The following is a 23,679-nucleotide window of genomic DNA, read 5'->3' as shown; positions in this document are numbered from 1 at the left end:
TTGTAATTTACATGATTTTTTACGTCGTGTCAACGCTTACATCGTGTAAGATCGATAGAAATTTTACAATAATTTTCGTTTGAAATGGATAACTGTCAAGCCGACAAACAATAATGTAAGACATAGAGTGAGTAAATAGGGTACCAAAAGATCTACGGGTACTACTGCTCCTGTCAACAGCTGTGGTGGGGCAACTGCTAATTCAAGTGGGCTCCATGTGGAGGGTACCGGAAAAATGGACGCGATGAACAAACCGATTATGCCGACAAACGTCACGACAATCCCTCCGTAAGACGTAGCAAAATACGTATTACCCCAAAGAGTAACAGCTAGTAATAAGCAACCGAAAACATACAAACAGCTGACCGAAAAAAATAGATGCTGCAGACTACTTTGATCCCAATAATAGGCTGTATACGCATATGTAATGGCAAACGATAAACTGATCGCGAAAGTCCAATAATAAATTGCTGTCACATACTTCGTAATTACTACAGTACTGCGGCGCAATCCTTTAGTCAGCAAAATAGTCAATGTCCCTTTTTCTAATTCCTTCGACATCATCGTACTGAATAATAAGATGAGGACAATCAAACCCATTTGCGGTACATTTTTATAAAATTGTAACCAGGAATCTAGAGCAGTTGGCTCGGGCAGCTGCATAGTAGTACCCGCAGGCATGAGTTTCTCTAGTAAAACGGGGGTGATCTTGGCAGTAAACGGATTAAGAATTCCTAGAATGGAGAAAATCACTGTGACTAGTAATAGCTTGTACGATTTTACGCTTTCATGCCATTCCTTTTTAAGAAAACCAAGCCATTGATTCATGTAAGCACCTCCAAGACAAGTTGCTCAAGTAATCGTGTTTGCGGTTTCATCGATTGGACGATTAAGTTACGTGTAGTTAGTTCTTTCATGAATTCTAAGCGTGCCGAGTCAGTCGGTAACGTGATGAGCAAAGCGTCTTCCTCTACTGTCATCGTATACGGAATGTCATGAAGTTGCTCCATTGCCTCTGTTGTTGGAATCGTAAATGTATAGAGAAATTGGCCGCTAAATTGTTGTTGCAGATTACGCAGTTCGTCTTGAAAGATAATGGTTCCTTCATGCAACATAGCGACATAATCACAAATTTGTTCTGCATCCGAAATGATATGTGTAGAGAAAAAGACCGTTGTTTCAGCAGTCGCTTTTTGTAGTATGGATAAAATCTGTGCACGGCCTGCCGGATCCAGTGCAGAAGTTGGTTCATCGCATATTAATAATTTCGGCCGGTTAAGCAGCGCTTGTGCAATTCCTAAGCGTTGTTTCATTCCTCTTGAATAGGTGCTAACTAATGAGTGCGTAGTTGCGAGTCCGACCAATTCTAATAATTCATCGATTCGCTCTTTTCTTTCGTGCTTCGCTAGGTTCGTAATGACTGCACAAAGCTCTAAATACTGACGAGCAGTATAAAACGGATAAAATTCGGGAACATCCGGTAAATACCCGATATGCTGATTGGATTTCGTTTCACCGAACGTTACAAGCTCACCTGCAATTGTAATGGAGCCGGCAGTGAGCGGAATCAAGCCAAGCATGCATTTCATTAATGTCGTTTTGCCTGCACCATTCGCTCCGACAAATCCAAAAATGGAGTGCTTTGGAATCGTTAATGTAATATCGCGAAGGACTTCGTGGTTACCGAATCGTTTCGTTACACCATTAATTTGTACGACCATAACGTTCACCTCTTCCGAAGACGAAATAGACAAGTGGTCCGATAAACTGGATCAATAGTACGATGAGTAGCCACATGACTTGATTGCCAAATCGGTATTGTGGATGACGGATGACATGAATTGCGGAAAAGATAGCCAAACCAAGCTGTAAAATAATAAGTGGAATTAAAAAAGGTAAGTACTCCAATACCAAATCGAAATCATTATTCATCAAAAAACCTCCAAACCAAATTGTAGTTTTTCACGTAGTTCTTGCATTTCTTCGTCCTCAGAAAAAGGTTCAAAGAAAGGAGCATTCATCATCTCTATAATGGACTGCTTTATGATCGAAGTGTCGCGTAAAGCGTTCGTTCCTAAATCGAGTTGATTGAGCCAATCTTCTAGTAACGTAAAGTATTCGTCCCCGCGTAAGGTGAAAGGAAATAAATCGTGAACGCACAAGTCTACATATTCCCGTAAATACGGATAGAGCAATTCTCTGTTATTTGAAAGAGCTGCACATTGCGCTACAGCAAAGTAAAATTGAATACAGACATGAGGGTGCAATTTTCGTAATGCAAAAAGTTCAATAAGACCATTCATTCGGTGGAGTGTTTCATCAAATGCTTTTGGATCAGATAACGATAGGCGCAAATAAAGCGGACTGCTCCCTACAAGCTGAATAATGTTTTGATACATCATCACTTGAATGACTCGCATAGCCTCTTCTTGATCTCCTAATTGTTCATGCGCTGTCGCTAAAATAATTTCGTCACCAATGGTCGGCTTAATAACGCCGTCTAATAAATCTAGTGTAGTTTTAGGATCAGCCTGCATAAGAGCAATCGTCGCTTGTAATGAATTTGCCTGCCGAAGAACCCAAACATCTTCACTCACTAAGCGTATACGTTCGAGACACTGGTTAATATTCTGTAAAATAGAGGGGCTATTTTCACTCAACATATGGTGGTTGAGCATCAAAATACTCATTTGCAATAAGAATCCAGGGTCATGGTAGTATAGTTTGATTTGTTCTTCAACTTCAGAAAAAACATGTTCAAATGGTTCGTTCCCAAAACGCAAAGCAAATTCATAGTAGATGGTTTGAATAGCCTCTTTTGATAAATATCTTTCATAACCGAGCAACTCATCGACAGTTAGATCAAAATAAGAAGAAATTTTAGGGAGTAACGTAATGTCGGGATAACTTAAGCCTTTTTCCCATTTCGACACCGATGCCTTAGATACGTTGCAGTAAGAGGCGAGTGTTTCTTGTGTAATTTGTAGACGTTTTCTTTGCTGTAAAATGACATCTCCTATTTGAAGCACACTATCACACCTTTCTTTATTTAGTATAAAGCTGAAAGGTGGTTGATTCAATCAACTGTTACGTAACTTCGAATGATAAAAGTCAACTAGCGAGAGAGTAAAGTAAATAAGTAGATACAAATAATAAAAGACAAACAAAAAAGCCGGTTCACGAAAGACCGGCTGCTCCTTACACACTAACTGATGTGAAAGGTTCTAAAATATTCTTTTTTGGTTTTGCTTGATATTGAAGAACTTTCTCTGTTGGATCATATGAATCTCCATAGAAATCTTGGTCTTTGTAGGTATGAATTTCTTCGTAGGTTGTTTTCATCGCGTTGAATACTTCTTTTTCATCCGCTTTGGCAGAGGTTGAAGGTGCCCAGTATAGAATTTCGAGGATAGTTTGTTCCCCGGTTGCTAGTGAACGACGATTATAACCGATCTTTTGCGCGTGATTGAAATCTTCGCGTGCATAGAATTTTAGTCGCTTGCCAGTATCCGGTTCTGTTTCATCTACTGGTTCGACTTCCAGTAAAATAGGCTTGTTTTTGGTCTTCAACGAATCCAGCAGTTTTTTTCCCAAACCTTCCCCTCGTGCGGCAGAAGATACGAAAAGATAGTCGACGAAGACGAAGTCCTCCGTTTCCACGTACATCAGTACATGTTTCGGTCCTTCTTCTTTGTAGTAGACATTCCCTTTATCATTTAGCAATGTCTCCATATGTTCCTTTGACTTCATCTCTTCGATTGGAAAATACTCTTTCAATTTGTTGTACCAATGCATGTGTTAAATTCTCCTCCATAGGTAATGTAGTGTACCAGGAGCTTTTTATTTGGGGTCAAACAAGTTGAGGAAAAAAGAGGTCAGAAAAAAATCCTCATATCTAGTATACTCTTTTTACGTAAAAAATAAACTTAAAAGCTAATAAAATTTTAATTTTTTCATAAAAAGACAATAAAAACGATGATAGAATATAATCTACCATCGCGCTGGAATAGCTTTTACCTGCCACTTCTAGTACTTGAGTATGCTCCTTTTTTCTTCTTTTCATTCATAATAGTCTTTACGACAGGATACAAGACCATGCCCCATTTAATAACATTTTTCATTACTTTTATCATAATGTTCTTCCTCTCAATTTTGAAGTTGTTATTGCTAACTTTCCCTTTTTACATCAAGTCTAAACTTTTTACTCAAGAGACTTGGGTACGCTATCTTTCTGTTTAATTTCTGTAAAGAGATTAATTTGTTCGGGAATAGGTAAAGGTTTTTGTGTAAAGTCATTTTCCAGTTGCATTTGTTCACACATACTTTTTAGAGTCAGTTGGATTCGGTCTATATCTTCTTTCGTAGCATATTGTTTACGGTCGACTAATACATAACCTAATTGTCCGCTCATTTCTATAGTTGCCCATTTAACATCGTCAATTGCTGCAATTCCTGCTTGCCTCAGATGCATTTCTAATTCGTCCACCGTCAAACGCAGCTTTTTCATAGTCTCAATTTTTAATATGCCGTTTTCAATGACTACTTTGGAGCGACCGCGAACTAGTCCTTCGAAAAAATCGAACTTCATTGCTATAAATTCAAATAAAAGCAATGTCAGCACTAAAATAAGGGAAAGGAGCAAAGTCTGCCATAGGCTTTTGCTTGCTATGGGTTGAATAAGCAGAGTGCCCACCGCAATCATTAAAACAGTTTGTCCAATAGTCATTTGCGCAATCGATTTACGACCCGAAATATGCAGTAGCACAATACCTGCCACAATAACTAACACTGTCTGCCAAATAGAATGAAAATCCATAAGTGTTCACCGCCACTTCATGAGTTTCTTTCTAGCATGAGAAAGATTACGATTTATATGCATGAAAATTGTGAATCCTTAGTTATGTATAATCCGTATAGTAAATAAGGAGTGATGAACATGCGACAAAATATTCAAGAACGACAATATAAGTTACAAGAAAGAAGATTGACACATCGCCGTTTGACTTCACGTTTAGAGCAGACAAGCCAAAAGCTACTGGCAATGAAGAAAGAACGTGATCGCCTTCATATTCAACTAACGAAAGAGCAACAAGATATTGCGAAACTGGGGAAGTTTTCATTCGCCAAGAAAATTAGTGAATGGACAGGTACATGGGATGAAAAGATGAGGAAAGAAATAGAAGAAGCCGCAGAAGCAGAATTAGCATTTAATGAAGCTGAAAAGACCGTACAAGACTTAACCGGAGAAGAGCAGGAATTGCGTAATCAGCTGGAAAGCCCTGATTTTACATATATACTTGAAGATTGGGAAGACTTCTTAAAAGACAAAGAGACGTGGATTCGTATGAATGATACTATGGCCAATCGAACCTTGCAGAAAATTGCGGATGACCGGGTACGCGTGTATTCGATGATACGTGAAATTGACGAAGCATTTGAAGCAGGTGTAAAAGCAGAACGTGCATTGGCAGGCGCGATGAAGAAATTAGACTCAGCAGAAGGCATGTCGGTATGGGATACATTTCTAGGTGGCGGACTTCTTGTATCAGCGTTAAAGTACTCAGAGATCAATAGCTCAGACGACCTCGTTCATCAAGCTCAGCGGGCACTGCGTCATTATGAAACTGAGTTAATGGACGTCCAGGATGTCGCGACAGAGTCTTTTCAAGTAAATAAAAATGATATTTTCACATTTACAGACGTTTTTTTTGATAACATATTTTCCGACTGGATGGTTCATACACGTATTACAGACGCCAAAAAGAAGCTCCACGCGATCATGCAAGATGTCCGGAGAATTCAGGATCAACTAGCTAGAAAACGTGCAGCTTCCGAGGAGGAAATCCGGCGGCTTGATCAGCAACAGGATGATATTATTTTATCCTGACAAAGGTTAAATACGTGTTAACGTTTTACCTAAATAGCCAAATAAAACAGTCAGTACAGGACTTAGTAAACAGAAGAACGCGAATGGTAAATAAGCGACAGTGGATACGTCAAGAACAGTTGTGATGAAAATTCCTGCCACACTCCAAGGGACGAGCGGATTGATCACTGTTCCCGCATCCTCCATTACACGGCTCAAGTTTTTATTGGCCAGTCCTACTTTCTCGTAGCTGGACTGGAAAGCTTGTCCTGTTAATAATATAGACAAATACTGTTCTCCAATCAGTATATTAATGCCTATAGCGGTAAGTGCAGATGTCAAGATGACAGAAGATACTTTACGCAATAGGCTTTCGATTTTCTTGAGTAAACATTGAACAATTCCTAGAGTGAACAACATGCCCCCCATACTAAGCGCCAGCAACACTAGTGAAATGGTAAACATCATTCCTTCCATACCATCACCACGCGACAATAATGCGTCTACAGCTTCAACGCCTGTTGTCCCCTCGTACCCGCTGAATAAAATCTTCAACACATCAGAAACGCCATAAAATGTATGAATATAGGCGATCATGACAGCAGAAACTGCGCTAACAGCCAGTGTTAAAATAGCTGGAACCTTCACGAATGTTAAAACAATAAGAATTGCCACTGGAATCAATGTATACCAGTGGATTAAATTTGTGCCAAGCAGAGCAGTGCTGAAAGTTTCTACGCTGTCTAAATTCGCAGTCGTCACATTCGGAGACAATATACCGAACAAGAGCAGCGAGATAAAAAATGCAGGAATCGTTGTCCATCCCATATTTCGTATATGTTCAAATAAATCCACACCTACAATAGAAGATGCCAGGTTAGTCGTATCTGACAAAGGAGACATTTTATCTCCGAAAAATGCACCTGACACAATTGCGCCGGCAACAAGTGGCAACGATAATTCCAAAATATGTGCCATACTAATGAATGCAACACCGATTGTAGCAACTGTCGTCAGTGAACTACCTACAGCTAAACCGATAATGGCCGTAACAACAAAAACAATCGCATAAAAGAAAGTGGGTGTAATTAATTGAAGGCCGGCATAGATAATGGTAGGAATCGTCCCACTCATCATCCAACTGCTAACGAGTATTCCGATAAAGAAAAATAGAAAAACTGCACTCATTCCTGCGCTTGCACCCTCAACTAATCCTCGTTCCAACTCTTTATACGAAAGTTTCTTCCGTAAACCATAACCAAATAATAATAAAATTGCGAATAATATCGGTACATGTGGAACTGAATTAAATGTAACAATGCTCATGCTAATCATCGCTACAATAAGTGCAGTCAAAATTGCGGATGCTTTGACAGTAGGTGTATGAATTGCCTTGATGGGAAACACGCGAACGACCTCCAATTAGTATAGAACGAAAAAACTCAATCTTCCCTAGCTGCAGGGACGAAAGAGTTCTAAGCTCAGTTTCGTCTGGCTACTGTGAATCATTTTACGGAAGACAAAGCTTCATTATGAGATATATCTATTATATACGGAATTATATACCGTTACGAATTTTATCATTTTGAATGGATAAGTCAATAGCTGAGTAGAGCATCATGTATCGATACATAATAAAAGGGCTATCCAGAAAGTCAGTGAGAACTGAGTTTCTGTGACAGCCCTTTTTCCCGTGAAACGAATAGAAGAATCCTCTCTTCGCCGTTCCTTTCCGTTCCAGGCGGACGCGTTCGGGAGGGGTCGCGGTGGATCGTCAAGCGCTGCGAGTTACACCTATCACCCTTATCCTCCCGGAGCATTCCTGTCTGATTAGAGACGCCCTATTGAAATACAAAAGTCCCCTTGATATGATTTGGGGGTGTCAAGGCATCGACGGCTTGACCCCTAACCATACACAAGGAGGACTCACATGAATTCTAAAGTGAATCACAAAATTAATCAAGTAACTGAACAAACATTAGTAGTTGGAATCGATATCGCGAAGTACAAACATTACGCCACATTTGTCGATGAACGTGGTCGTGAGATGAAAAAAGCTTTTCCTTTCTTACAAACTATCGAAGGTTTTGAAGCACTGTATGAAGCAATCCTAGATGGTATGAAAGAGCATGGGAAATCTAACGTACTCGTCGGTGTAGAACCGACAGGACATTATTGGTTGAACTTAGCGTACTTCCTCGAAGATCGAGGCATTCCGCTCGTGGTTGTCAATGCGATGCACGTAAAACGTGTGAAAGAGTTAGATGATAACCTGCAGACCAAGAATGACAAGAAAGACGCTCTCACCATCGCGCGATTGATGAAAGACGGACGCTTTTCTCATCCTAAACTTCTTCGGGATCAGGCAGCGGATATCCGCGCTGGCTATAGTATCGAAGAAGCATTGATCAAAGAACGCTCCGCCTTAAAAAACAAACTGCATCGGTGGATCGACAAGTATTTTCCGGAGCTGTTTCAAGTCTTTTCTGATTTCGGTGCCATGGTGCTTGCCGTATTGGAAGAGACTCCGTTACCCGCAGATATTGTCGATATGACACCGGCTGAATTGGCCGATATTTGTGCAGACGCGGGACGGATGAAACAAAGACGTCCAAAGAAAGCAGCCGAACTCATTCAGGTAGCTCAGTCTTCTATTGGGGTTACTGTCGCCCCTTGGGGAGCGAGACGGGAAATCGCTTCTCTCGTGCGTCAGTATCGCCTGATTGAGGAAGAACTAGAGTCCATCAAGGCAGAGCTAGATGCCTTGATTACCCAAACGACAGAGTATGAATTTCTAGCTTCCGTTCCAGGGATTGCCCATCGTACCATCGCAGGCCTCTTGGCTGAGGTAGGGAGTTTCACTGATTATGAGAGTCCACGCCAACTTATTAAATTAGCGGGTCTCACACTTCGAGAGAACTCCTCCGGCACTCATAAGGGACAGAAGAAAATATCCAAACGAGGTCGTAAGAGGCTTCGAGCCATTCTGTTCAAAGCGATCCGGCCGATTCTGCGGAACAATCCAGCATTCCTTAAGCTTCATGAGTATTATACGCAGCGATCAGAAAATCCGCTTCGTAAAAAGCAGTCCATGGTCGTCTTATGCAGTAAACTACTAAAGGTTCTCCATACTCTATGCACGAAAAAACGTCGGTTTGACGGAGAACACATGTTGACAGACCTGCACTGTCTCCAACTAGCGTCTTAAGTACATTCTGGAATAAACATACTATTCATGACACGGAGAAGCTGGCACCCCTATCGTACATCGGGCCTTGAGCCTCTCCCGGAGCATCTCGCCAGCCTCCAACTTATGATAGACCGAACGAAGGAATGTCAGCGCACGACGCTAAGAGACGTGGGAGGGTCAGTCATCATAGGGATTTGGAGATCCATTAGTGCATGCCATATCTATTTACAGTTTCTGTAACTGTCGGCGGAGCATTCACTGTTGTTTACAATATCCGTAAATATATAAATAATTAGGAATAAAATCATTAGCATATTGAAATAAAAATATTTTTTGGTTAGACACAAGATGCGATAAACCTTGTCACCATCGTATTTTCAAGAGGGAGTCGATCGTCTTCCAGCGCAAGCCGGACTTAGTGTAGGCAAGACAGTTTAATCACTCTTTGTAGAGGATGAAAACCAAGTAGACTTGTCTGATACAATGCGACCGTGTTTGAAGTTAAAAAGTGGTGACGTGTTGCTAGCTACTATGACTGTTTCGATGAACTGAGTGAAAAAATGACCCTATATACATTCAGTCAGCAAATCCAAAGCTTCACCACACTGTTTAGGAAGCAGAACTTACCATACTCTATTTCTGGCCGAACACGAACTGACTTCCCGACACAACCTCAAGGATTCTCCCGGAAGAACCGGCGACTCCTGGAGGATCAGGACGACAGGCGTAATCGCCAATGCACTTCTGGCGAGTCCGCCGCGTCCCCTCAGGAAAGCGTCCGGTTCTGTAGGGAGAATCCTAGCACGTACACTACTTTTCTGCACTGCAAAGGAGAAGTCACTTACCTCACTCCAACTTCTGGACGAGCACCAACGGACTTACGAACACTACTTCAAGGATTCTCCCGGAAGAACCGGCGACTCCTGGAGGATCAGGACGACAGGCGTAATCGCCAAAGCACTTCTGGCGAGTCCGCCGCGTCCCCTCAGGAAAGCGTCCGGTTCTGTAGGGAGAATCCTAGCACGTACACTACTTTTCTGCACTGCAAAGGAGAAGTCACTTACCTCACTCCAACTTTTGGACGAACACAAACTGACTTCCCGACACAAAGTCAAGGATTCTCCCGGAAGAATCTTAGCACGTACACTACCTCTACCATTACTTTTAGATAAATTTTTATGACCTCGTTGCATTAGGCAATGGGATATCAGAAATAGAATCTGTATCTGCTGAAGTCGTTTCAGTGACCTCTGATTCAATCGTCTTACCTAAAACGTAATACTCCGTCTCTTCTTGTGACAAGCTATTGTATCGCTTGCGAATCACCAAATAGAAGATGACACCTACAAAAGCCCAACCGAATAACAGAATATACGATGGTGTGGAAAGAGCTGCCGGAGAATTTGGTACGAGCAATAATGCAAGAAATGCCCCGCTAAAGATCATACCGAGTAAAGCTAAGAACTTTTTCAAAGGAGCAATTTCACGTCCTACTTTTTCCTTCCCCCAAGCGAGTACTTTGTACGCCGCAAGACATGTAAAGAAATAAGCGACGGACACGCCGGTGGAAGACATATCGACAATCCACGTTAAAGCTTGTCGACCAAACCAAGGAGTGGGAAGTGTAATGAGTGCTACAAACCAAATTCCCCATACAGGTGTCTGAGTTTTTTTAGTCATCGTTCTGAAAAAGTTAGGCAAAGCACGAGCTCGCGCCATAGAAAAGAGTAAGCGGCTAGACGACATGAAAAATCCATTCAATCCGGTGAAAATCCCCATGACAATCGCGACTGCCATCACAGCCAGTCCGCCCATTCCTAATGCGGAAAGAACGACTTCGCCTGTCACCCATAAGTCCCCGTTTCCTACCGCCGAGAGAGAAGGGAATGTCCAGCCTGTCAATCCGATCATAATGGCGTAAATTAAGAAAGAAGTGAATAATGAAGCGACAATAAGCATCGTTGCTTTCCGCGGGGAGAAATTAAACTCTTCGGCAGCTTGTGGGACATTGTCAAAACCGACATAGGCCCAAGGAGCAATGGCGAGAACTACAAGTATAGACGTAATAATCGATTGATTTCCTTTAAAGAGCGGTTGCAAGTTTGCCAATGGTTGATCAGCCACACTAAATGTGAAAATCCCGAGTACTACAACGCCTGCAACTAGCAAGATGCTGAAATAAAATTGAATTTGTCCGGAAACACTCGTACCTGTCGTATTAATGACAGCAAATAATAAAATGAGTGCGCTGGCAATGAGAATTTCAGGTAAATAGACATCCCAACCTGCCACTGAGTATAAATAAAATCGCTTCATAAAACCGGGAGCTAGAAATTTAAGTAATAGTGTCAGTGCCGATGCATTTAAAGCGACAATGGATATATAACCGAGCGATAAAAACCAACCGCAAATAAATGCCCACACTTTTCCTGCTGCTATAAATGCATATGTAAAACCGCCGCCAGAAACCGGGAATTTCTTTATCATGACACCGTAGCTAGATGCGATGATCATCATGACGAGCGCACCGATTCCAAGCCCGATGACGGCGCCTAGTGGTCCAGACTGTCCGATCCAATCTCCTGGTAAAATGAAAGCTCCCCAGCCGACCGATGAACCGAGGGCAATCGCAAATACCCATGACGGTTTCAATGTTTTATTCAGTTTCCTTCGTGCATTCTCAGAACCTTGATCCATATGATCCAACCCCTAGTATGTAGTATAGCGAATATATGCCCTTTTTTCATATGTATAAAACATCTAAAAAGTCGAACGATATACATATCCGCTGTTATACTAAAATAAGCCTTAAATATTTAGTTTTATCTAATTAGTCTGTATAGTAGAATAAATGTTAAATGAAGCATGCTTATTGACAGTAACGCAACAATCTTTTACTATTTATAACACAAATACTTATAAGAATAGTGGGGTTTAGAAAATGAAGAAAATTTTATTGCCATTCATCGTCATTCTCGTAGCGGCTGTATTGGTTGCATGTGGTTCTAAAGATGATGGGAAAACAGATAGTTCTGCGAAACCAGCAGGGGACACGACAGATACAAATAACTTGTTTGAAGAAGTAGTAGAAAAAGGGGTATTGAATGTAGGAACTGAAGGAACGTATGCGCCTTTCTCTTTTCATGATGAATCGGGAAAGTTAACAGGATATGATGTGGAAGTTACTCAAGAAGTAGCTAAACGATTAGGTGTCGAAGCGAAATTTTTTGAAACACAATGGGATGCTATTTTTGCAGGTCTTGACGCTAAGCGTTTCGATATGATTGCCAATCAAGTAGGGATCAATGAAGAACGTCAAGTGAAGTACGAATTTTCTAAGCCTTATACACGTTCCAATTCTGTATTAGTAATCAGAGAAGAAGATGACATTGCGTTTGACGGCATGGAAGGGAAAAAAGCAGCACAAACGTTAACTAGTAACTACGGTGAAATTGCCAAGTTAAACGGTGCAGAAATTATTAAAATAGACGGTTTCAATCAAGGTGTGGACTTAGTAATTTCTAAACGTGCGGATGGAACGTATAACGATAAGCTTTCTGCATTGGATTACTTGAAACAAAAGCCCGATGCGCCGATTAAAATTGTGGAGGAACCAAACATCTCCGCGGAAAACCAATCAGAAAACGCATTTCTGTTCAGACAAGGCAATACGGAATTAGTAGACGAAGTAAATAAAGCATTGGATGCGATGCGTGAAGACGGGACATTGCAAAAGATTTCTGAAAAATGGTTTGGCGAAGATGTATCTTAATAGCATTACACTAAGTCCCGAACGGATACAAAAACTTCAGGAAATCGCATCAACATCCATCGGGCCATTGATCGAAGGAGCGATTAAATATACGATTCCTTTAGCAGTCATTGCGTTTATCATTGGATTGACTATCGCCATCTTTACAGCTTTGGCCAGAATCTCATCCAGCAAAATTTTACGTGGAATAGCGCGTGTGTATGTCTCCATCATTCGGGGAACACCGCTACTTGTTCAATTATTCATCATTTTTTACGGTCTACCGACAATAGGCATTGTCATTGATCCATTTCCAGCCGCAGTGATTGGATTTTCATTGAATGTTGGGGCATATGCTTCTGAAATCATTCGGGCTGCCATTTTATCCATACCGAAAGGACAGTGGGAAGCTGCGTACTCGATCGGGATGAATTACTCTCAAGCCTTGTGGAAAATTGTTTTACCGCAAGCAGCAAGAGTGTCCGTCCCTCCACTGTCAAACTCCTTTATCGGACTCGTCAAAGATACTTCTTTGGCGGCAACGATATTAGTGGCAGAAGCGTTTAGAAGGGCGCAAGAAATCGCTTCTTTCAATTATGAATTTTTATTCGTCTATATAATGGCTGCGATCGTCTACTGGGTGATTTGTTTCATTCTATCTATTATTCAAGGAAGAGTAGAAAGCCGCTTGGACCGTTCTGTAGGTAAAGGGGGAGTTTCATGATTACGATAGATGGACTGCAAAAGTCGTTTGGATCGCTAGAAGTTATTAAAAATGTAGACTTAGAAATTGAGCAAGGGAAAGTGGTCGTCATTATCGGTCCATCAGGATCTGGTAAGTCTACCTTATTACGATGCTTGAATGTGCTTGAAACACCTAATGCTGGCAAAATCACGATTGATGAGCAACAGCTGGATTTTAGCAAGCCGGTATCGAAAAAGTCGATTAGCGCATTCCGTCGGCTTACCGGCATGGTATTTCAAAGTTATAATTTATTTCCTCATCTCACCGCAACAGGAAATGTGACGGAAGGTTTGAAGACTGTTAAGCATGTAGCTAAAACAGACGCGCAGCATAAAGCTGAACAATTATTAGATAAAGTAGGTTTGACTGCTCATAAAGAAAAATATCCATATCAGCTATCAGGTGGGCAACAACAACGTGTAGCCATTGCACGTGCCTTGGCAATGGATCCTAAAGTGATGTTATTTGATGAACCGACTTCTGCATTGGATCCAGAGTTGGTCAATGAAGTGTTGCGTGTAATGAAAGATTTAGCGCATGAGGGTATGACGATGGCAGTCGTGACGCATGAAATGAAGTTTGCGCGTGAAGTGGCAGACGAAGTGATTTTCATAGACGATGGGGTCATTGTGGAAAGAGGAGCGCCTGCACAACTATTTACTAATCCGCAACATGAGCGGACGAAGAAGTTTTTAAGTCTATTGCAGTGAATACGAAAGATAGGAAAAATGGCTGTCCGGAAAGTCAGTATATCTGATTTTCTGTGATGGTCTTTTTCTTATGAAGTGCGTCATTTGGTAGGAGTTGTTTGAAACCATACATGTTTTTACGCAAACAGAATTACTATTTTCACTTTTAACAGTAGGAAAAATATCGATAACTGCTTATAATAATCAACTATAAAATAACGACGGGCAGAGGAAAACGAATGGTTTTTCTCTGCTGAATTCTGTATTTCGAAATGAAAGATATATGTTGATGTATAGAATAATCTAGATTCCCGTAAGAATTATAGTGGTGGGTGCCAACGATAGATTTCTAATGGGATTCTACCCTTATCGTCAAACTGAACACCTTCTGATGTGAGCCTTTGGCGTTGCGCATTGCCTTTTTCTTCGGCATTTTCGGGTGTGGAAATGCCTCCTTGTGCATTGATGATTCGGTGCCATGGCAAGTCGTATTTTTTACTCATAGAATGGAGAACCCGAACGACTTGTCTAGCACCGCGGGGATTGCCGGCTTCTGCTGCGACTTGTCCGTATGTCATGACATGACCAGGGGGGATCTGTTGAATAATTGCCACGACCCGTTCTGTGAATGATTGCATATAATCCATCCTCCTTTTTATAGCGTACCATACAATTTATTGCATGTCATGATTACGGGATGAATATGCTATCATTTATGTACAGATAGAAAGGAGAATGATTATGTACTCCCATACACTAGAGTATGCAAAAGTGCTTGATCAACACGATGAGTTAGCTTCCTACCGTGAAGAATTTTATTTGCCGTCAGGAAAAATTTATATGGATGGTAATTCGCTAGGATTGCTTTCGCAACGTGCGGAAAAAACATTGCTGGAATTACTGGATTCATGGAAAGTTCTTGGGATTGATGGATGGACAGAAGGTGCGCATCCGTGGTTTTATTTGGCAGAGCAACTGGGGGAACGGATGGCCCCATTAGTTGGTGGAAAGAAGACGGAAGTGATCGCGACTGGTTCAACAACGACGAATTTGCATCAACTCGTTGCAACGTTTTACCGGCCAAAAGGCGAACGAACTAAAATTTTAGCAGATGAGTTGAACTTCCCGTCTGATATTTATGCGTTACAAAGCCAGATTCGTTTACACGGGCTGGATCCAGAAGAACATTTGATCCGCGTCAAAAGCGATGATGGATTGACCCTTGACGAAACTCGTATAATAAAAGCTATGACTGATGAAGTGGCGTTGATTATTTTGCCGTCAGTACTATATCGCAGTGGCCAGGTGCTACAAATGAAAGCGCTATCGAAAGCAGCGAATGAGAGGGGAATTATTATTGGATTTGATTTATCGCATTCAGTTGGTGCGATTCCCCATCAATTACATGAATGGGGAGCAGACTTCGCATTTTGGTGTACATACAAACATCTAAATGGGGGACCTGGCTCTGTCGGTGGATTATTCATGAATGAACGTCATTTTGGCAAAGAAGCAGGACTGGCGGGCTGGTTCGGTTCTGACAAATCCAAGCAATTTGATATGGAGCATACGATGACAGCGGCAAGTGATGCAGGAGCCTATCAGATCGGAACACCGCATGTTTTAAATTTAGCACCTTTACTCGGTTCCCTTGAAATGTTCGAGGAGCTTGGAATGGAAAAGATTCGTGCGAAGTCATTGGAACTGACACAATTTATGTTGAACTGTATAAAAGCGGAACTAAGTGAGTATATGTTTTCAATTGGCAATCCAGTAGATTCCAGTCGCGGTGGTCATTTATTATTGCTACATGAAGAAGCCGCGCGAATATGTCAAGCATTAAAAGCAGAAGGAGTAATTCCTGATTTTCGTGCGCCTGACGGGATACGTTTAGCGCCAGTCGCATTATATAACTCGTTCGAGGACGTATGGCAAACCGTACAAATAATAAAGAAAATCATGAAAGAAGAGACATATAAAGACTATCCAAATGAACGGGGGATCGTAGCATGACAAATGAATGGATAGATATTACACAACCGCTGACGAAACAAATTGCCGAATGGCCTGGAGATACGCCATTTTCCTATGAAGTGACGGTGACAAAAGAGCAGTCGGGTTCAGTTAATATCGGCAAGCTAACGATGAGTACACATATCGGTACCCATACGGATGCACCGTTTCATTATGACAATGACGGGTTGCGGATTTTAGATTTACCCATTGATCTTTATATAGGGCGTGCTTGTGTGGTAGATGTGACTGGTGTGGCTTGTGTGTCTCGCAAACATTTAGAGCCTATAGACTTTGAAGGGGCGCAACGAATTTTACTTAAAACAGGTAGCCACCCGATACCACATAAATTTCCGGAAAAGTTCACTGTGATCGGTGAGGATGTAGGTCCTTTACTGAAAGAGCGAGGAGTTCGTCTGATCGGTGTAGATACGCCATCAGTTGATGCGGAAACGAGCAAGGAATTAGTGGCACATCATTCACTTTATCGTAATAACATCATCATTATAGAAAACTTAGTGTTAGAATCATTGAAGCCTGGACAGTATGAGCTCATTGCGTTACCTCTCGCCTTAGAAGAAGCGGATGGGAGCCCTGTGCGCGCGGTCGTTAGGAGATGGCAGTCATGACGGAAAAGGGGATTCACACAGATTTTCGAGAGTCGATGACGTATGGGGAATACTTGAATCTGGATGAAGTGTTGTCAAGTCAGAATCGTCTGTCAGGTCATCACGATGAAATGTTGTTCATCATTATTCATCAAGTAAGTGAATTATGGATGAAATTAATTTTGCATGAACTGGAAGCTGCGATCAAGTTAATTCAGCAAGAGGAATTGCCGGAAGCTTTTAAAATGCTCGCACGCGTATCAAAAATTCAGTCCCAAATTATTCAAGCGTGGGATGTATTGGCTACATTGACACCTGCCGAGTATATGGAATTTCGCGATAGTTTAGGCCGTGCTTCAGGTTTTCAATCCTATCAAAATCGTTTAATTGAGTTTGCACTTGGATACAAACAACCGCAGATTATTAAAATTTACGAAAAAGATCCCCCGTTATCAAATAGGTTGGAAAACGCCTACCATGCACCAAGTATTTACGATGTGGCGATTCAGGCACTTGCGCGTGTAGGATTTGCTATTGATCCTGCGTTACTTGAACGAGATTTTTCAATTACGTACAGAGGAAATCAGTCAGTGGCTGACGCATGGCTTACTGTCTATCGAGATGTCGACCGCTATTGGGATCTCTATCAATTGGCAGAAAAACTAGTAGATATCGAGGACAGCCATCAACAATGGAGATTCCGTCATATGAAAACCGTCGAGCGGATTATTGGATTCAAAACAGGCACAGGCGGTTCATCAGGGGTAAATTACTTGAAATCAGTGCTCGATCATAGGTTTTTTCCAGAACTATGGGATGTTCGAACTAAAATTTGACAAACTAGTAAACTAGCAATTATGATATAGTTCAAATAATCAGAAAAAGAGAGGTGTTTAAAATGGTGAAGAAAAAGCCGTTAGGTCACGTGTTGCTTGCATTCGCGTTACTGCTTCAACTCGCTGTGCTGCCATTGCAAACCGCTGCTGCAGAACCTGAAAAGTCTCCCACCTGGATTCCATCAATTAATTATTTAGCATTAGGAGATTCATTGGCAGCAGGAATTACGCCTTCCAACGAACTAGGCAAAGGATATGCGGATTTTTTAGCAGAAGAGTTAGCTGCACAAGAGTTATTGCAAACGAGTAACAAAGGTTTTTCTTATCCTGGCTATAAAACGGATGATGTACTGAAAGATTTAGAGGTGAACGTAACGAAGCCGGTTTTAGGTATAGGACATCAGGAACAAACCGCAACAATTCAACAGGCTATTAAAGAAGCGAACCTCATCACCTTATCCGTTGGAGCGAATGACGTACTATCGAAAGTGAAGTTTGACGAGAGCGGAAAACCTATATTTAAACCAGAGGAAATACAAGCTGCACTTACGAATGTAGGGATGAATATCCAAAAGACTTTAGTGCATATTTATCAACTGAACCCAAATGCACAAGTGTATGTAATGGGCTACTATAATCCATTCCCTTACTTAAGTGCAGAAATTCAACCGATACTAGGTCAGTTGGTGATCGGACTGAATGGCGCGATTACAAAAGGTCTGACAGGAACACCTGCCCATTTCATCCCGACTGCAGATTTGATCGCGAAAGATTTTACAGCCTACTTACCGAATCCTCAAAATATTCATCTAAGCCAAGCTGGATATAAAGTCGTGAAGAATGCGTTTAATGAGTCACTGATGAAAAACTATCCGTGGTTTAAAGAAAATGTACTGACAGTAGAACAAAAAGACGCCTCAACTGTCGTACTGAACTGGGAGCCTGTAATTGATACAGGAATGATTACAACATATCAAGTGTTCAATGGAGATCAAATGATCGGAGAAGTGATGGATCCTGTTTTAACATATGAAGTCACAGATCTTCAGCCGAACAAAGAATACAACTTTACGATTAAAGCAGTAAGTCAAAACGGCAAGATGAGTATTCATCATTTACACAAAGCATATACTGTAAATAGTGTACCAGTGGAACCGTCAGAACCAACAGAACCAACAGAACCAACAGAACCGACTATTATGTTTACAGACATTTCCAAACACTGGGCAAAAGAAGTAATCGAAATTGCGGCAATGAAAGGGATTGTAGGTGGATATGCGGATCACACATTCCGTCCAGATCAGTCACTAACACGAGCTCAAGCAACATCTATAATTGTTCGTGCGCTGGATTTAAAGCCGAAAAGCACGAAGGTGGCTTTTGATGATGTAGCATATTATGCTGAAAGCACAAAAGCAGACATTCAAGCAGCATATGAGTATGGATTGGTAAGTGGAGTGAATGGTCATTTCATGCCAAATAAACCAATTACTCGTGCGCAGTTAGCATTATTAGTAAGTCGTACGTATGCGGTTGCTACAGGCAAGCCATATACACCGACAGCACCTGCACCGTTCACTGACATTCAGAAATTTGCTAAAGACACGCAATGGGCAATTGCTGGATTATACGAACTGAACATCGCAACAGGTGATCAAGGTAAATTTATGCCAAATGCACCTACAACTAGAGCGCATGCAGCGAAGATGATTGTACATTCTATGCAGGCGATTGGACAATAAGTAATATAAAAAAAGGGCCATCCAGAAAGTCAGTACAGTCTGACTTTCTGTGAAGGCCTCTTTCTTATGAAAACAACCTCTCTTTCAAACGGTTTGTATTGATTGAGAAATGTATGAAATATCATTCCTAAGCAAATTTCTTCTTAGGGGCTTTCTTATCGACGACAGCTGCACCGACGATATCTCCCATTACATTGGAAGCAGTACCGGCCATTCCGATTAATGCATCCACACCAGCGATTAATGCCACAATTTCAAGCGGCAGACCGAACATTGTGAGAACCGCAGATAACGTGACGAGTCCAGCGGCAGGAACACCAGCGGTACCGATTGATAGTAATGTACCAATTGCAACGATTACTATAAGATCTACAGCTGATAGACTGAGATTCGTAATATTCGCTGCGAATACGAGGGAGATTCCCATGCGCAGCGCACCTCCATCAGAGTTAAACACAGCACCTAGCGGCAATGCGAAGTTTGCGGTGTTCTCAGAAACACCTGCCTTTTTCGCAGATTCAATAGCAATCGGTAATGTCGCAATACTACTGGAAGTGAAAAATGCCGCAGTGTAAGCGTCTTTCGTATTGCGGTAGAACGGCAAGACCGGATTGCCGAACAACTTTAGAAAACCGCTGTAAACAAATAACCAAAGAATGAGTACACCTAGATAAAATACTCCAACAAAAGATAGCAAGCCTACGAACGTTTCCCATCCCTGCTCCCCAAACGCTGTAGCACTGATCGCGAAAATACCAATAGGCGCATAAAGTAGTACTCCTGCTAAAATTTTATAGAACATCGTATTCAATGCATTAAAGAAACGATCAAGTAAGTCGCCCATTTCAACGAGCTTTTTGTCATTTGAAAACTTCATGGACGAAATCGCCATACCGATAATTACAGCAACAAACAATATCGCCATTAAATCACCAGTAGTAAAGGCTTCAAAAATATTCTTTGGGACGATTTGTAATAAAATTTCAGAAAAACCTGGAGCGTGCGGTGGCTCTACCGCTGCATCTGTAGGCAATGTCAAATGTCTACCTGGTTTTAGCCATAATGCTAATGAAAGTCCGATCAAAACGGCAGCGGCAGTTGTAGCTGCATAATACAAAATTAATTTACCACCCATTTTACCTAACTGTACGAGGTTCATTTGATTGACAGCTAGTACGACTGTTAAAAATATCACAGGAATAGCGATGAGGCTAAGCAAATTTAACAATAAAGTACCGAAAGGCTTAAGAAATCCTGTATATTCACTGAAAAATATACCTAATAAGGTACCAGCTATAAAGCCTATTGTGATTTTAACAACAAACGGTGTATTCTTATATTTATTCCACATAGAGCTCACTCCCCAATTGTTCTCCTTAATCGCGTCACAAATCCTACGTGATATAAGAATATTTCATTATTTCATCATAACATATACGTATAAGAACCGTTTAATTTTTAGCTCTATATTTCTTTACTTTGTAAATAAAAAAGCATAATATAATACTTATAGTTAATTATCCGAACTAATTATATAAGGAGTGAAGTTTGTGAAAGTCCAACCTCAGTTTTTTGCAGAATATGTACAACTATATCGTCCATTGTTAAATCGATTAAATACGCTTCTTGCACCATATAGTCTATTTCATTCACAATGGGGCATATTAAAGTTATTGAAGCAAGAAGGGGAAATGACTTCAGCCGACATTGCCATACGCAGGCAAGTGGAAAAGCCAAGTGTCACAAAAATAATTCAGCGGTTACTTGAAATGAATTTAGTTAGTATCCGACCTGGCACAGACCGTCGTGAAAAATGGATTGGACTGTCTGATCAAGGACATGAAACTGTAGATAAAATTATTTCGGAACTAGAAGAATTTTATCGTGAATTATTAGAAGACGTTGAGATTGAGGACATTGAAATAGCCATTCGAGTATTAGAGACAGCGAGGAAAAATCTGAATAAGTAGGAGAGTAATTGAATGGATAATAAAGCAATTTGGACTAAGGACTTTATTGTCACCTCTATTATTAATTTCTTTTTAATGTTAGTGATGTATTTATTAATCGTCACCATTGCCCCGTATTCTGTTAGAGAATATGGTGTATCGACGAGTGTAGCCGGACTAGTTTCAGGAATCTTCATCATTGGTACACTTATTGCACGACTAGCAGTAGGTGGACTGATCAGTAAAATCGGTAGTCGTAACATATTATTAGTCGGCCTGATTATAACTGTACTGGCTTCTGTATTTTATTTTGGAGCAGTGAATTTACCATTATTAATGGCAAATCGTTTCTTCCACGGGGTCGGGTTAGGTATCGCGTCTACTGCGACAGGAACTATGGTCGCACAAATGTTACCACCTTCACGCAGAGGGGAAGGCATAGGATATTTCAGTTTAAGTACAGTTCTTGCAACTGCCATCGGACCGTTTTTCGGTATTTTCTTAAGTCAGCATTTTCATTTTACTGTTTTGTTTTTCTTTTGCTTAGCTTTAAGTATTTGCTGTGCAGCTATGTTCTTCTTTGTAAAGAAAACACCCGTTGCTATGCCAAAGAAAGCTATAGAAGTTACAAAGGTGAAGTTTGGTGTGAGTAGTTTATTGGAGAAACGGTCATTACCCATTGGATTTATTACATTATTGGCAGCTATAGCCTACTCTGGTGTACTGTCGTTTATTTCGTTTTATGCAGAAGAAGTTAATTTAGTAAGTGCAGCTAGCTTTTTCTTTCTGGTCTACGCTATCGCAGTATTGGTTTCTAGACCCTATACGGGAAGATTGTTAGATATAAAAGGTAATAAGTTTGTCGTGTATCCTTCATTGCTGTTATTTGCAGTCGGCTTATTATTATTGAGTGGTGTACAGGCAGGGTGGATGTTGCTTCTTGCAGGGGGAATTTTAGGACTTGGCTTTGGTAACTTCCAATCATGCGCACAGGCGATCGCTCTACAAGGAGTAAAGCCAGAACGTTTAGGAGTCGCTACGTCTACATTTTTCATCTTTTTAGATTTTGGTTTTGGATTCGGTCCATACATTCTCGGTACGTTCATCCCTCTGATCGGCTACCGTGAGTTATATGTGATGTTAACTATTGTTGTCATCATCGCATTACTGCTGTTCATGCTATTTAGCCGCATGAATAAAAGTTCAGCGCCTGTAGAAGTATAATTTTTCTAATAGATAGATGAAAAAGTGAGATGTAGTTTGAGCTTTACTATGTAAAAATGCCTGAAGGAATGTCCTTTAGGCATTTTGCTGTTTCATTATATAGAAGTTAACCGGTTACGTCCGTTACGTTTTGAAGCGTATTGGGCGTCGTCTGCTCTTATGTAGATATGACTAGCTTTATCGCCAGACTGGAAATTTGTAATTCCCATACTGACTGTAATGGCAATACTAGCCCAAGGCGATTTCTCTAAGAACATACGGAGTTCTTCGGCCTTTTGTATATTATCTTCATGATTGGCGTCGTCATAGATCACAGCAAACTCTTCTCCACCTATTCGTGCGACAATGTTAGGTGCCTTGATCTTCTGCCCCAGCTTCTGCGCTAATTCTTTTAACACATCATCACCAATATGATGTCCGTATGTATCATTCACTTTTTTGAAATGGTCTATATCAAATAGTAGTAATGAAAAAGACTTCTTGGTCAAAAGCTCTGCACGATCTATTAAAGAGTCTAGACTTCTATGGAAAAAGCGCCGATTATATAGTCCCGTTAATTCATCACGTGTGGCCAATTCATGTAATTCGTCATTCAAATCAACGAGCTGTTGTTGTTTGCTCTCAACTTCTTGGAGTAAATGCAATAATTTATTATACGCTATATCGGTCTCTTTTTGGATTCGTTCGGCCTCTTTTTTAGACTGCAATAGCTGAGCTTCATATTCATCCCGTACTTTGATTTGCACAATAATTCCCATGTATTTCCCGTTACGTTCATTTACGTTCATGAGGATGGGTAATGGCTTCTTATCGACTTTTAAGTTTAAATACATTTCCCGGACTATTCCGTGAACAGCAATCGCAGGGACATAATAAGTTTGGAAGTATATTTTTGATGGAACTGTTAAGATATCATGCATATGTCGTGGCATCTCGCTTATTTGCAAAACATCTTTCATCGTTTGGTTCATCTCGATAAACTCCCAGTCACTTGTCAGGGCGAAGTATCCGCAAGGCAAATGATCTAAAATTTCATTCATTGTTTACGCCCCTTTCAAGATTCATG

22 protein-coding genes are annotated in these 23,679 nt (G+C 40.9%); 11 read left to right on the top strand and 11 right to left on the bottom strand.

Features of this window, described 5'->3' with window-relative positions; genetic code table 11:
- Positions 1 to 63: 63 nt before the first annotated feature.
- The 6 genes from DV702_RS12790 to DV702_RS12765 form a co-directional block, all read right to left on the bottom strand.
- Complete coding sequence (locus DV702_RS12790; RefSeq protein WP_114925099.1) at positions 64 to 828, bottom strand: ABC transporter permease; 765 nt, start codon at positions 826 to 828, stop codon at positions 64 to 66.
- Positions 825 to 1,721 carry an ABC transporter ATP-binding protein gene (locus DV702_RS12785; RefSeq protein WP_114925098.1) on the bottom strand — a complete coding sequence of 299 codons (897 nt, stop codon included), beginning with the start codon at positions 1,719 to 1,721 and terminating at the stop codon, positions 825 to 827. Before DV702_RS12785 ends, DV702_RS12790 begins: the two co-directional genes overlap by 4 nt.
- A complete protein-coding gene (locus DV702_RS12780) occupies positions 1,705 to 1,932 on the bottom strand; it encodes a PLDc N-terminal domain-containing protein (RefSeq protein ID WP_114925097.1) in 228 nt (75 codons plus the stop codon). Before DV702_RS12780 ends, DV702_RS12785 begins: the two co-directional genes overlap by 17 nt.
- Positions 1,932 to 3,029: a helix-turn-helix domain-containing protein gene (locus DV702_RS12775; RefSeq protein WP_162805796.1), complete on the bottom strand. Its 1,098-nt coding sequence runs from the start codon at positions 3,027 to 3,029 to the stop codon at positions 1,932 to 1,934. Before DV702_RS12775 ends, DV702_RS12780 begins: the two co-directional genes overlap by 1 nt.
- A 169-nt stretch (positions 3,030 to 3,198) precedes the next feature.
- Positions 3,199 to 3,795, bottom strand: coding sequence for a GNAT family N-acetyltransferase (locus DV702_RS12770; protein WP_114925095.1), 597 nt, complete (start codon positions 3,793 to 3,795; stop codon positions 3,199 to 3,201).
- Between the two features lie 406 nt (positions 3,796 to 4,201).
- Entirely contained in the window at positions 4,202 to 4,816 is a 615-nt protein-coding gene (locus DV702_RS12765) for a DUF421 domain-containing protein (RefSeq protein ID WP_114925094.1), read from the bottom strand.
- A 120-nt stretch (positions 4,817 to 4,936) separates the two neighbouring features.
- On the opposite strand from DV702_RS12765, the gene DV702_RS12760 reads away from it, so the two are divergent.
- The gene (locus DV702_RS12760; protein WP_114925093.1) at positions 4,937 to 5,887 is read left to right on the top strand and encodes a hypothetical protein; all 951 of its coding nucleotides are present in this window, start codon (positions 4,937 to 4,939) and stop codon (positions 5,885 to 5,887) included.
- A 6-nt stretch (positions 5,888 to 5,893) separates the two neighbouring features.
- Here the strand turns inward: DV702_RS12760 and nhaC are convergent, their stop codons facing one another.
- The gene (gene nhaC / locus DV702_RS12755) at positions 5,894 to 7,273 is read right to left on the bottom strand and encodes a Na+/H+ antiporter NhaC (RefSeq protein ID WP_114925092.1); all 1,380 of its coding nucleotides are present in this window, start codon (positions 7,271 to 7,273) and stop codon (positions 5,894 to 5,896) included.
- 523 nt (positions 7,274 to 7,796) lie between these two features.
- On the opposite strand from nhaC, the gene DV702_RS12750 reads away from it, so the two are divergent.
- A complete protein-coding gene (locus DV702_RS12750; RefSeq protein ID WP_114924886.1) occupies positions 7,797 to 9,074 on the top strand; it encodes an IS110 family RNA-guided transposase in 1,278 nt (425 codons plus the stop codon).
- A gap of 1,158 nt (positions 9,075 to 10,232) precedes the next feature.
- On the opposite strand, the gene DV702_RS12745 is transcribed toward DV702_RS12750, so the two are convergent.
- Positions 10,233 to 11,753 carry an APC family permease gene (locus DV702_RS12745; protein WP_114925091.1) on the bottom strand — a complete coding sequence of 507 codons (1,521 nt, stop codon included), beginning with the start codon at positions 11,751 to 11,753 and terminating at the stop codon, positions 10,233 to 10,235.
- A gap of 244 nt (positions 11,754 to 11,997) precedes the next feature.
- Between DV702_RS12745 and DV702_RS12740 the strand changes: the two genes are divergently transcribed.
- From DV702_RS12740 to DV702_RS12730, 3 genes are read left to right on the top strand one after another with little or no spacing between them, the layout of a single operon-like run.
- Positions 11,998 to 12,828: an amino acid ABC transporter substrate-binding protein gene (locus DV702_RS12740; protein WP_114925090.1), complete on the top strand. Its 831-nt coding sequence runs from the start codon at positions 11,998 to 12,000 to the stop codon at positions 12,826 to 12,828.
- On the top strand, positions 12,818 to 13,531 hold the full coding sequence (locus DV702_RS12735) for an amino acid ABC transporter permease (protein WP_114925089.1): 714 nt from the start codon (positions 12,818 to 12,820) through the stop codon (positions 13,529 to 13,531). Before DV702_RS12740 ends, DV702_RS12735 begins: the two co-directional genes overlap by 11 nt.
- Positions 13,528 to 14,262, top strand: a complete 735-nt coding sequence (locus DV702_RS12730; protein WP_114925088.1) for an amino acid ABC transporter ATP-binding protein — start codon at positions 13,528 to 13,530, stop codon at positions 14,260 to 14,262. The genes DV702_RS12735 and DV702_RS12730 overlap by 4 nt, the downstream gene beginning before the upstream one ends.
- Positions 14,263 to 14,561: 299 nt before the next feature.
- On the opposite strand, the gene DV702_RS12725 is transcribed toward DV702_RS12730, so the two are convergent.
- Positions 14,562 to 14,879, bottom strand: a complete 318-nt coding sequence (locus DV702_RS12725; protein ID WP_114925087.1) for an MGMT family protein — start codon at positions 14,877 to 14,879, stop codon at positions 14,562 to 14,564.
- A gap of 97 nt (positions 14,880 to 14,976) precedes the next feature.
- On the opposite strand from DV702_RS12725, the gene kynU reads away from it, so the two are divergent.
- The 4 genes from kynU to DV702_RS12705 all read left to right on the top strand — a co-directional run bounded on the left by kynU (position 14,977) and on the right by DV702_RS12705 (position 19,440).
- Positions 14,977 to 16,254: a kynureninase gene (kynU, locus tag DV702_RS12720; protein ID WP_371682712.1), complete on the top strand. Its 1,278-nt coding sequence runs from the start codon at positions 14,977 to 14,979 to the stop codon at positions 16,252 to 16,254.
- The gene (gene kynB / locus DV702_RS12715; protein WP_114925085.1) at positions 16,251 to 16,883 is read left to right on the top strand and encodes an arylformamidase; all 633 of its coding nucleotides are present in this window, start codon (positions 16,251 to 16,253) and stop codon (positions 16,881 to 16,883) included. The genes kynU and kynB overlap by 4 nt, the downstream gene beginning before the upstream one ends.
- Positions 16,871 to 17,698, top strand: a complete 828-nt coding sequence (gene kynA, locus DV702_RS12710) for a tryptophan 2,3-dioxygenase (protein ID WP_114925084.1) — start codon at positions 16,871 to 16,873, stop codon at positions 17,696 to 17,698. The genes kynB and kynA overlap by 13 nt, the downstream gene beginning before the upstream one ends.
- A gap of 62 nt (positions 17,699 to 17,760) precedes the next feature.
- Positions 17,761 to 19,440, top strand: a complete 1,680-nt coding sequence (locus tag DV702_RS12705; RefSeq protein WP_114925083.1) for an S-layer homology domain-containing protein — start codon at positions 17,761 to 17,763, stop codon at positions 19,438 to 19,440.
- Positions 19,441 to 19,567: 127 nt separating this feature from the next.
- On the opposite strand, the gene DV702_RS12700 is transcribed toward DV702_RS12705, so the two are convergent.
- Complete coding sequence (locus DV702_RS12700; protein WP_114925082.1) at positions 19,568 to 20,791, bottom strand: dicarboxylate/amino acid:cation symporter; 1,224 nt, start codon at positions 20,789 to 20,791, stop codon at positions 19,568 to 19,570.
- 199 nt (positions 20,792 to 20,990) lie between these two features.
- On the opposite strand from DV702_RS12700, the gene DV702_RS12695 reads away from it, so the two are divergent.
- The gene (locus DV702_RS12695; protein ID WP_114925081.1) at positions 20,991 to 21,410 is read left to right on the top strand and encodes a MarR family winged helix-turn-helix transcriptional regulator; all 420 of its coding nucleotides are present in this window, start codon (positions 20,991 to 20,993) and stop codon (positions 21,408 to 21,410) included.
- A gap of 12 nt (positions 21,411 to 21,422) precedes the next feature.
- Positions 21,423 to 22,613: an MFS transporter gene (locus DV702_RS12690; protein ID WP_114925080.1), complete on the top strand. Its 1,191-nt coding sequence runs from the start codon at positions 21,423 to 21,425 to the stop codon at positions 22,611 to 22,613.
- A 95-nt stretch (positions 22,614 to 22,708) separates the two neighbouring features.
- Here the strand turns inward: DV702_RS12690 and DV702_RS12685 are convergent, their stop codons facing one another.
- Positions 22,709 to 23,653 carry a GGDEF domain-containing protein gene (locus DV702_RS12685; RefSeq protein WP_114925079.1) on the bottom strand — a complete coding sequence of 315 codons (945 nt, stop codon included), beginning with the start codon at positions 23,651 to 23,653 and terminating at the stop codon, positions 22,709 to 22,711.
- Positions 23,654 to 23,679: the final 26 nt, after the last annotated feature.

This window comes from Sporosarcina sp. PTS2304, from assembly GCF_003351785.1.
Classification (GTDB): Bacteria; Bacillota; Bacilli; order Bacillales_A; family Planococcaceae; genus Sporosarcina.
This window is presented reverse-complemented; position numbering and strand designations above follow the sequence as displayed.

Coding starts and splice junctions, on each gene's coding strand:
- DV702_RS12685 (WP_114925079.1), bottom strand. CDS start 23,653: ATGAATGAAATTTTAGATCATTTGCCTTGCGGATACTTCGCCCTGACA.
- DV702_RS12770 (WP_114925095.1), bottom strand. CDS start 3,795: ATGCATTGGTACAACAAATTGAAAGAGTATTTTCCAATCGAAGAGATG.
- DV702_RS12705 (WP_114925083.1), top strand. CDS start 17,761: ATGGTGAAGAAAAAGCCGTTAGGTCACGTGTTGCTTGCATTCGCGTTA.
- DV702_RS12760 (WP_114925093.1), top strand. CDS start 4,937: ATGCGACAAAATATTCAAGAACGACAATATAAGTTACAAGAAAGAAGA.
- DV702_RS12725 (WP_114925087.1), bottom strand. CDS start 14,879: ATGCAATCATTCACAGAACGGGTCGTGGCAATTATTCAACAGATCCCC.
- DV702_RS12700 (WP_114925082.1), bottom strand. CDS start 20,791: ATGTGGAATAAATATAAGAATACACCGTTTGTTGTTAAAATCACAATA.
- kynA (WP_114925084.1), top strand. CDS start 16,871: ATGGCAGTCATGACGGAAAAGGGGATTCACACAGATTTTCGAGAGTCG.
- DV702_RS12745 (WP_114925091.1), bottom strand. CDS start 11,753: ATGGATCAAGGTTCTGAGAATGCACGAAGGAAACTGAATAAAACATTG.
- kynB (WP_114925085.1), top strand. CDS start 16,251: ATGACAAATGAATGGATAGATATTACACAACCGCTGACGAAACAAATT.
- DV702_RS12780 (WP_114925097.1), bottom strand. CDS start 1,932: ATGAATAATGATTTCGATTTGGTATTGGAGTACTTACCTTTTTTAATT.
- DV702_RS12690 (WP_114925080.1), top strand. CDS start 21,423: ATGGATAATAAAGCAATTTGGACTAAGGACTTTATTGTCACCTCTATT.
- DV702_RS12730 (WP_114925088.1), top strand. CDS start 13,528: ATGATTACGATAGATGGACTGCAAAAGTCGTTTGGATCGCTAGAAGTT.
- DV702_RS12790 (WP_114925099.1), bottom strand. CDS start 828: ATGAATCAATGGCTTGGTTTTCTTAAAAAGGAATGGCATGAAAGCGTA.
- DV702_RS12740 (WP_114925090.1), top strand. CDS start 11,998: ATGAAGAAAATTTTATTGCCATTCATCGTCATTCTCGTAGCGGCTGTA.
- DV702_RS12750 (WP_114924886.1), top strand. CDS start 7,797: ATGAATTCTAAAGTGAATCACAAAATTAATCAAGTAACTGAACAAACA.
- DV702_RS12765 (WP_114925094.1), bottom strand. CDS start 4,816: ATGGATTTTCATTCTATTTGGCAGACAGTGTTAGTTATTGTGGCAGGT.
- kynU (WP_371682712.1), top strand. CDS start 14,977: ATGATTATGTACTCCCATACACTAGAGTATGCAAAAGTGCTTGATCAA.
- DV702_RS12735 (WP_114925089.1), top strand. CDS start 12,818: ATGTATCTTAATAGCATTACACTAAGTCCCGAACGGATACAAAAACTT.
- DV702_RS12785 (WP_114925098.1), bottom strand. CDS start 1,721: ATGGTCGTACAAATTAATGGTGTAACGAAACGATTCGGTAACCACGAA.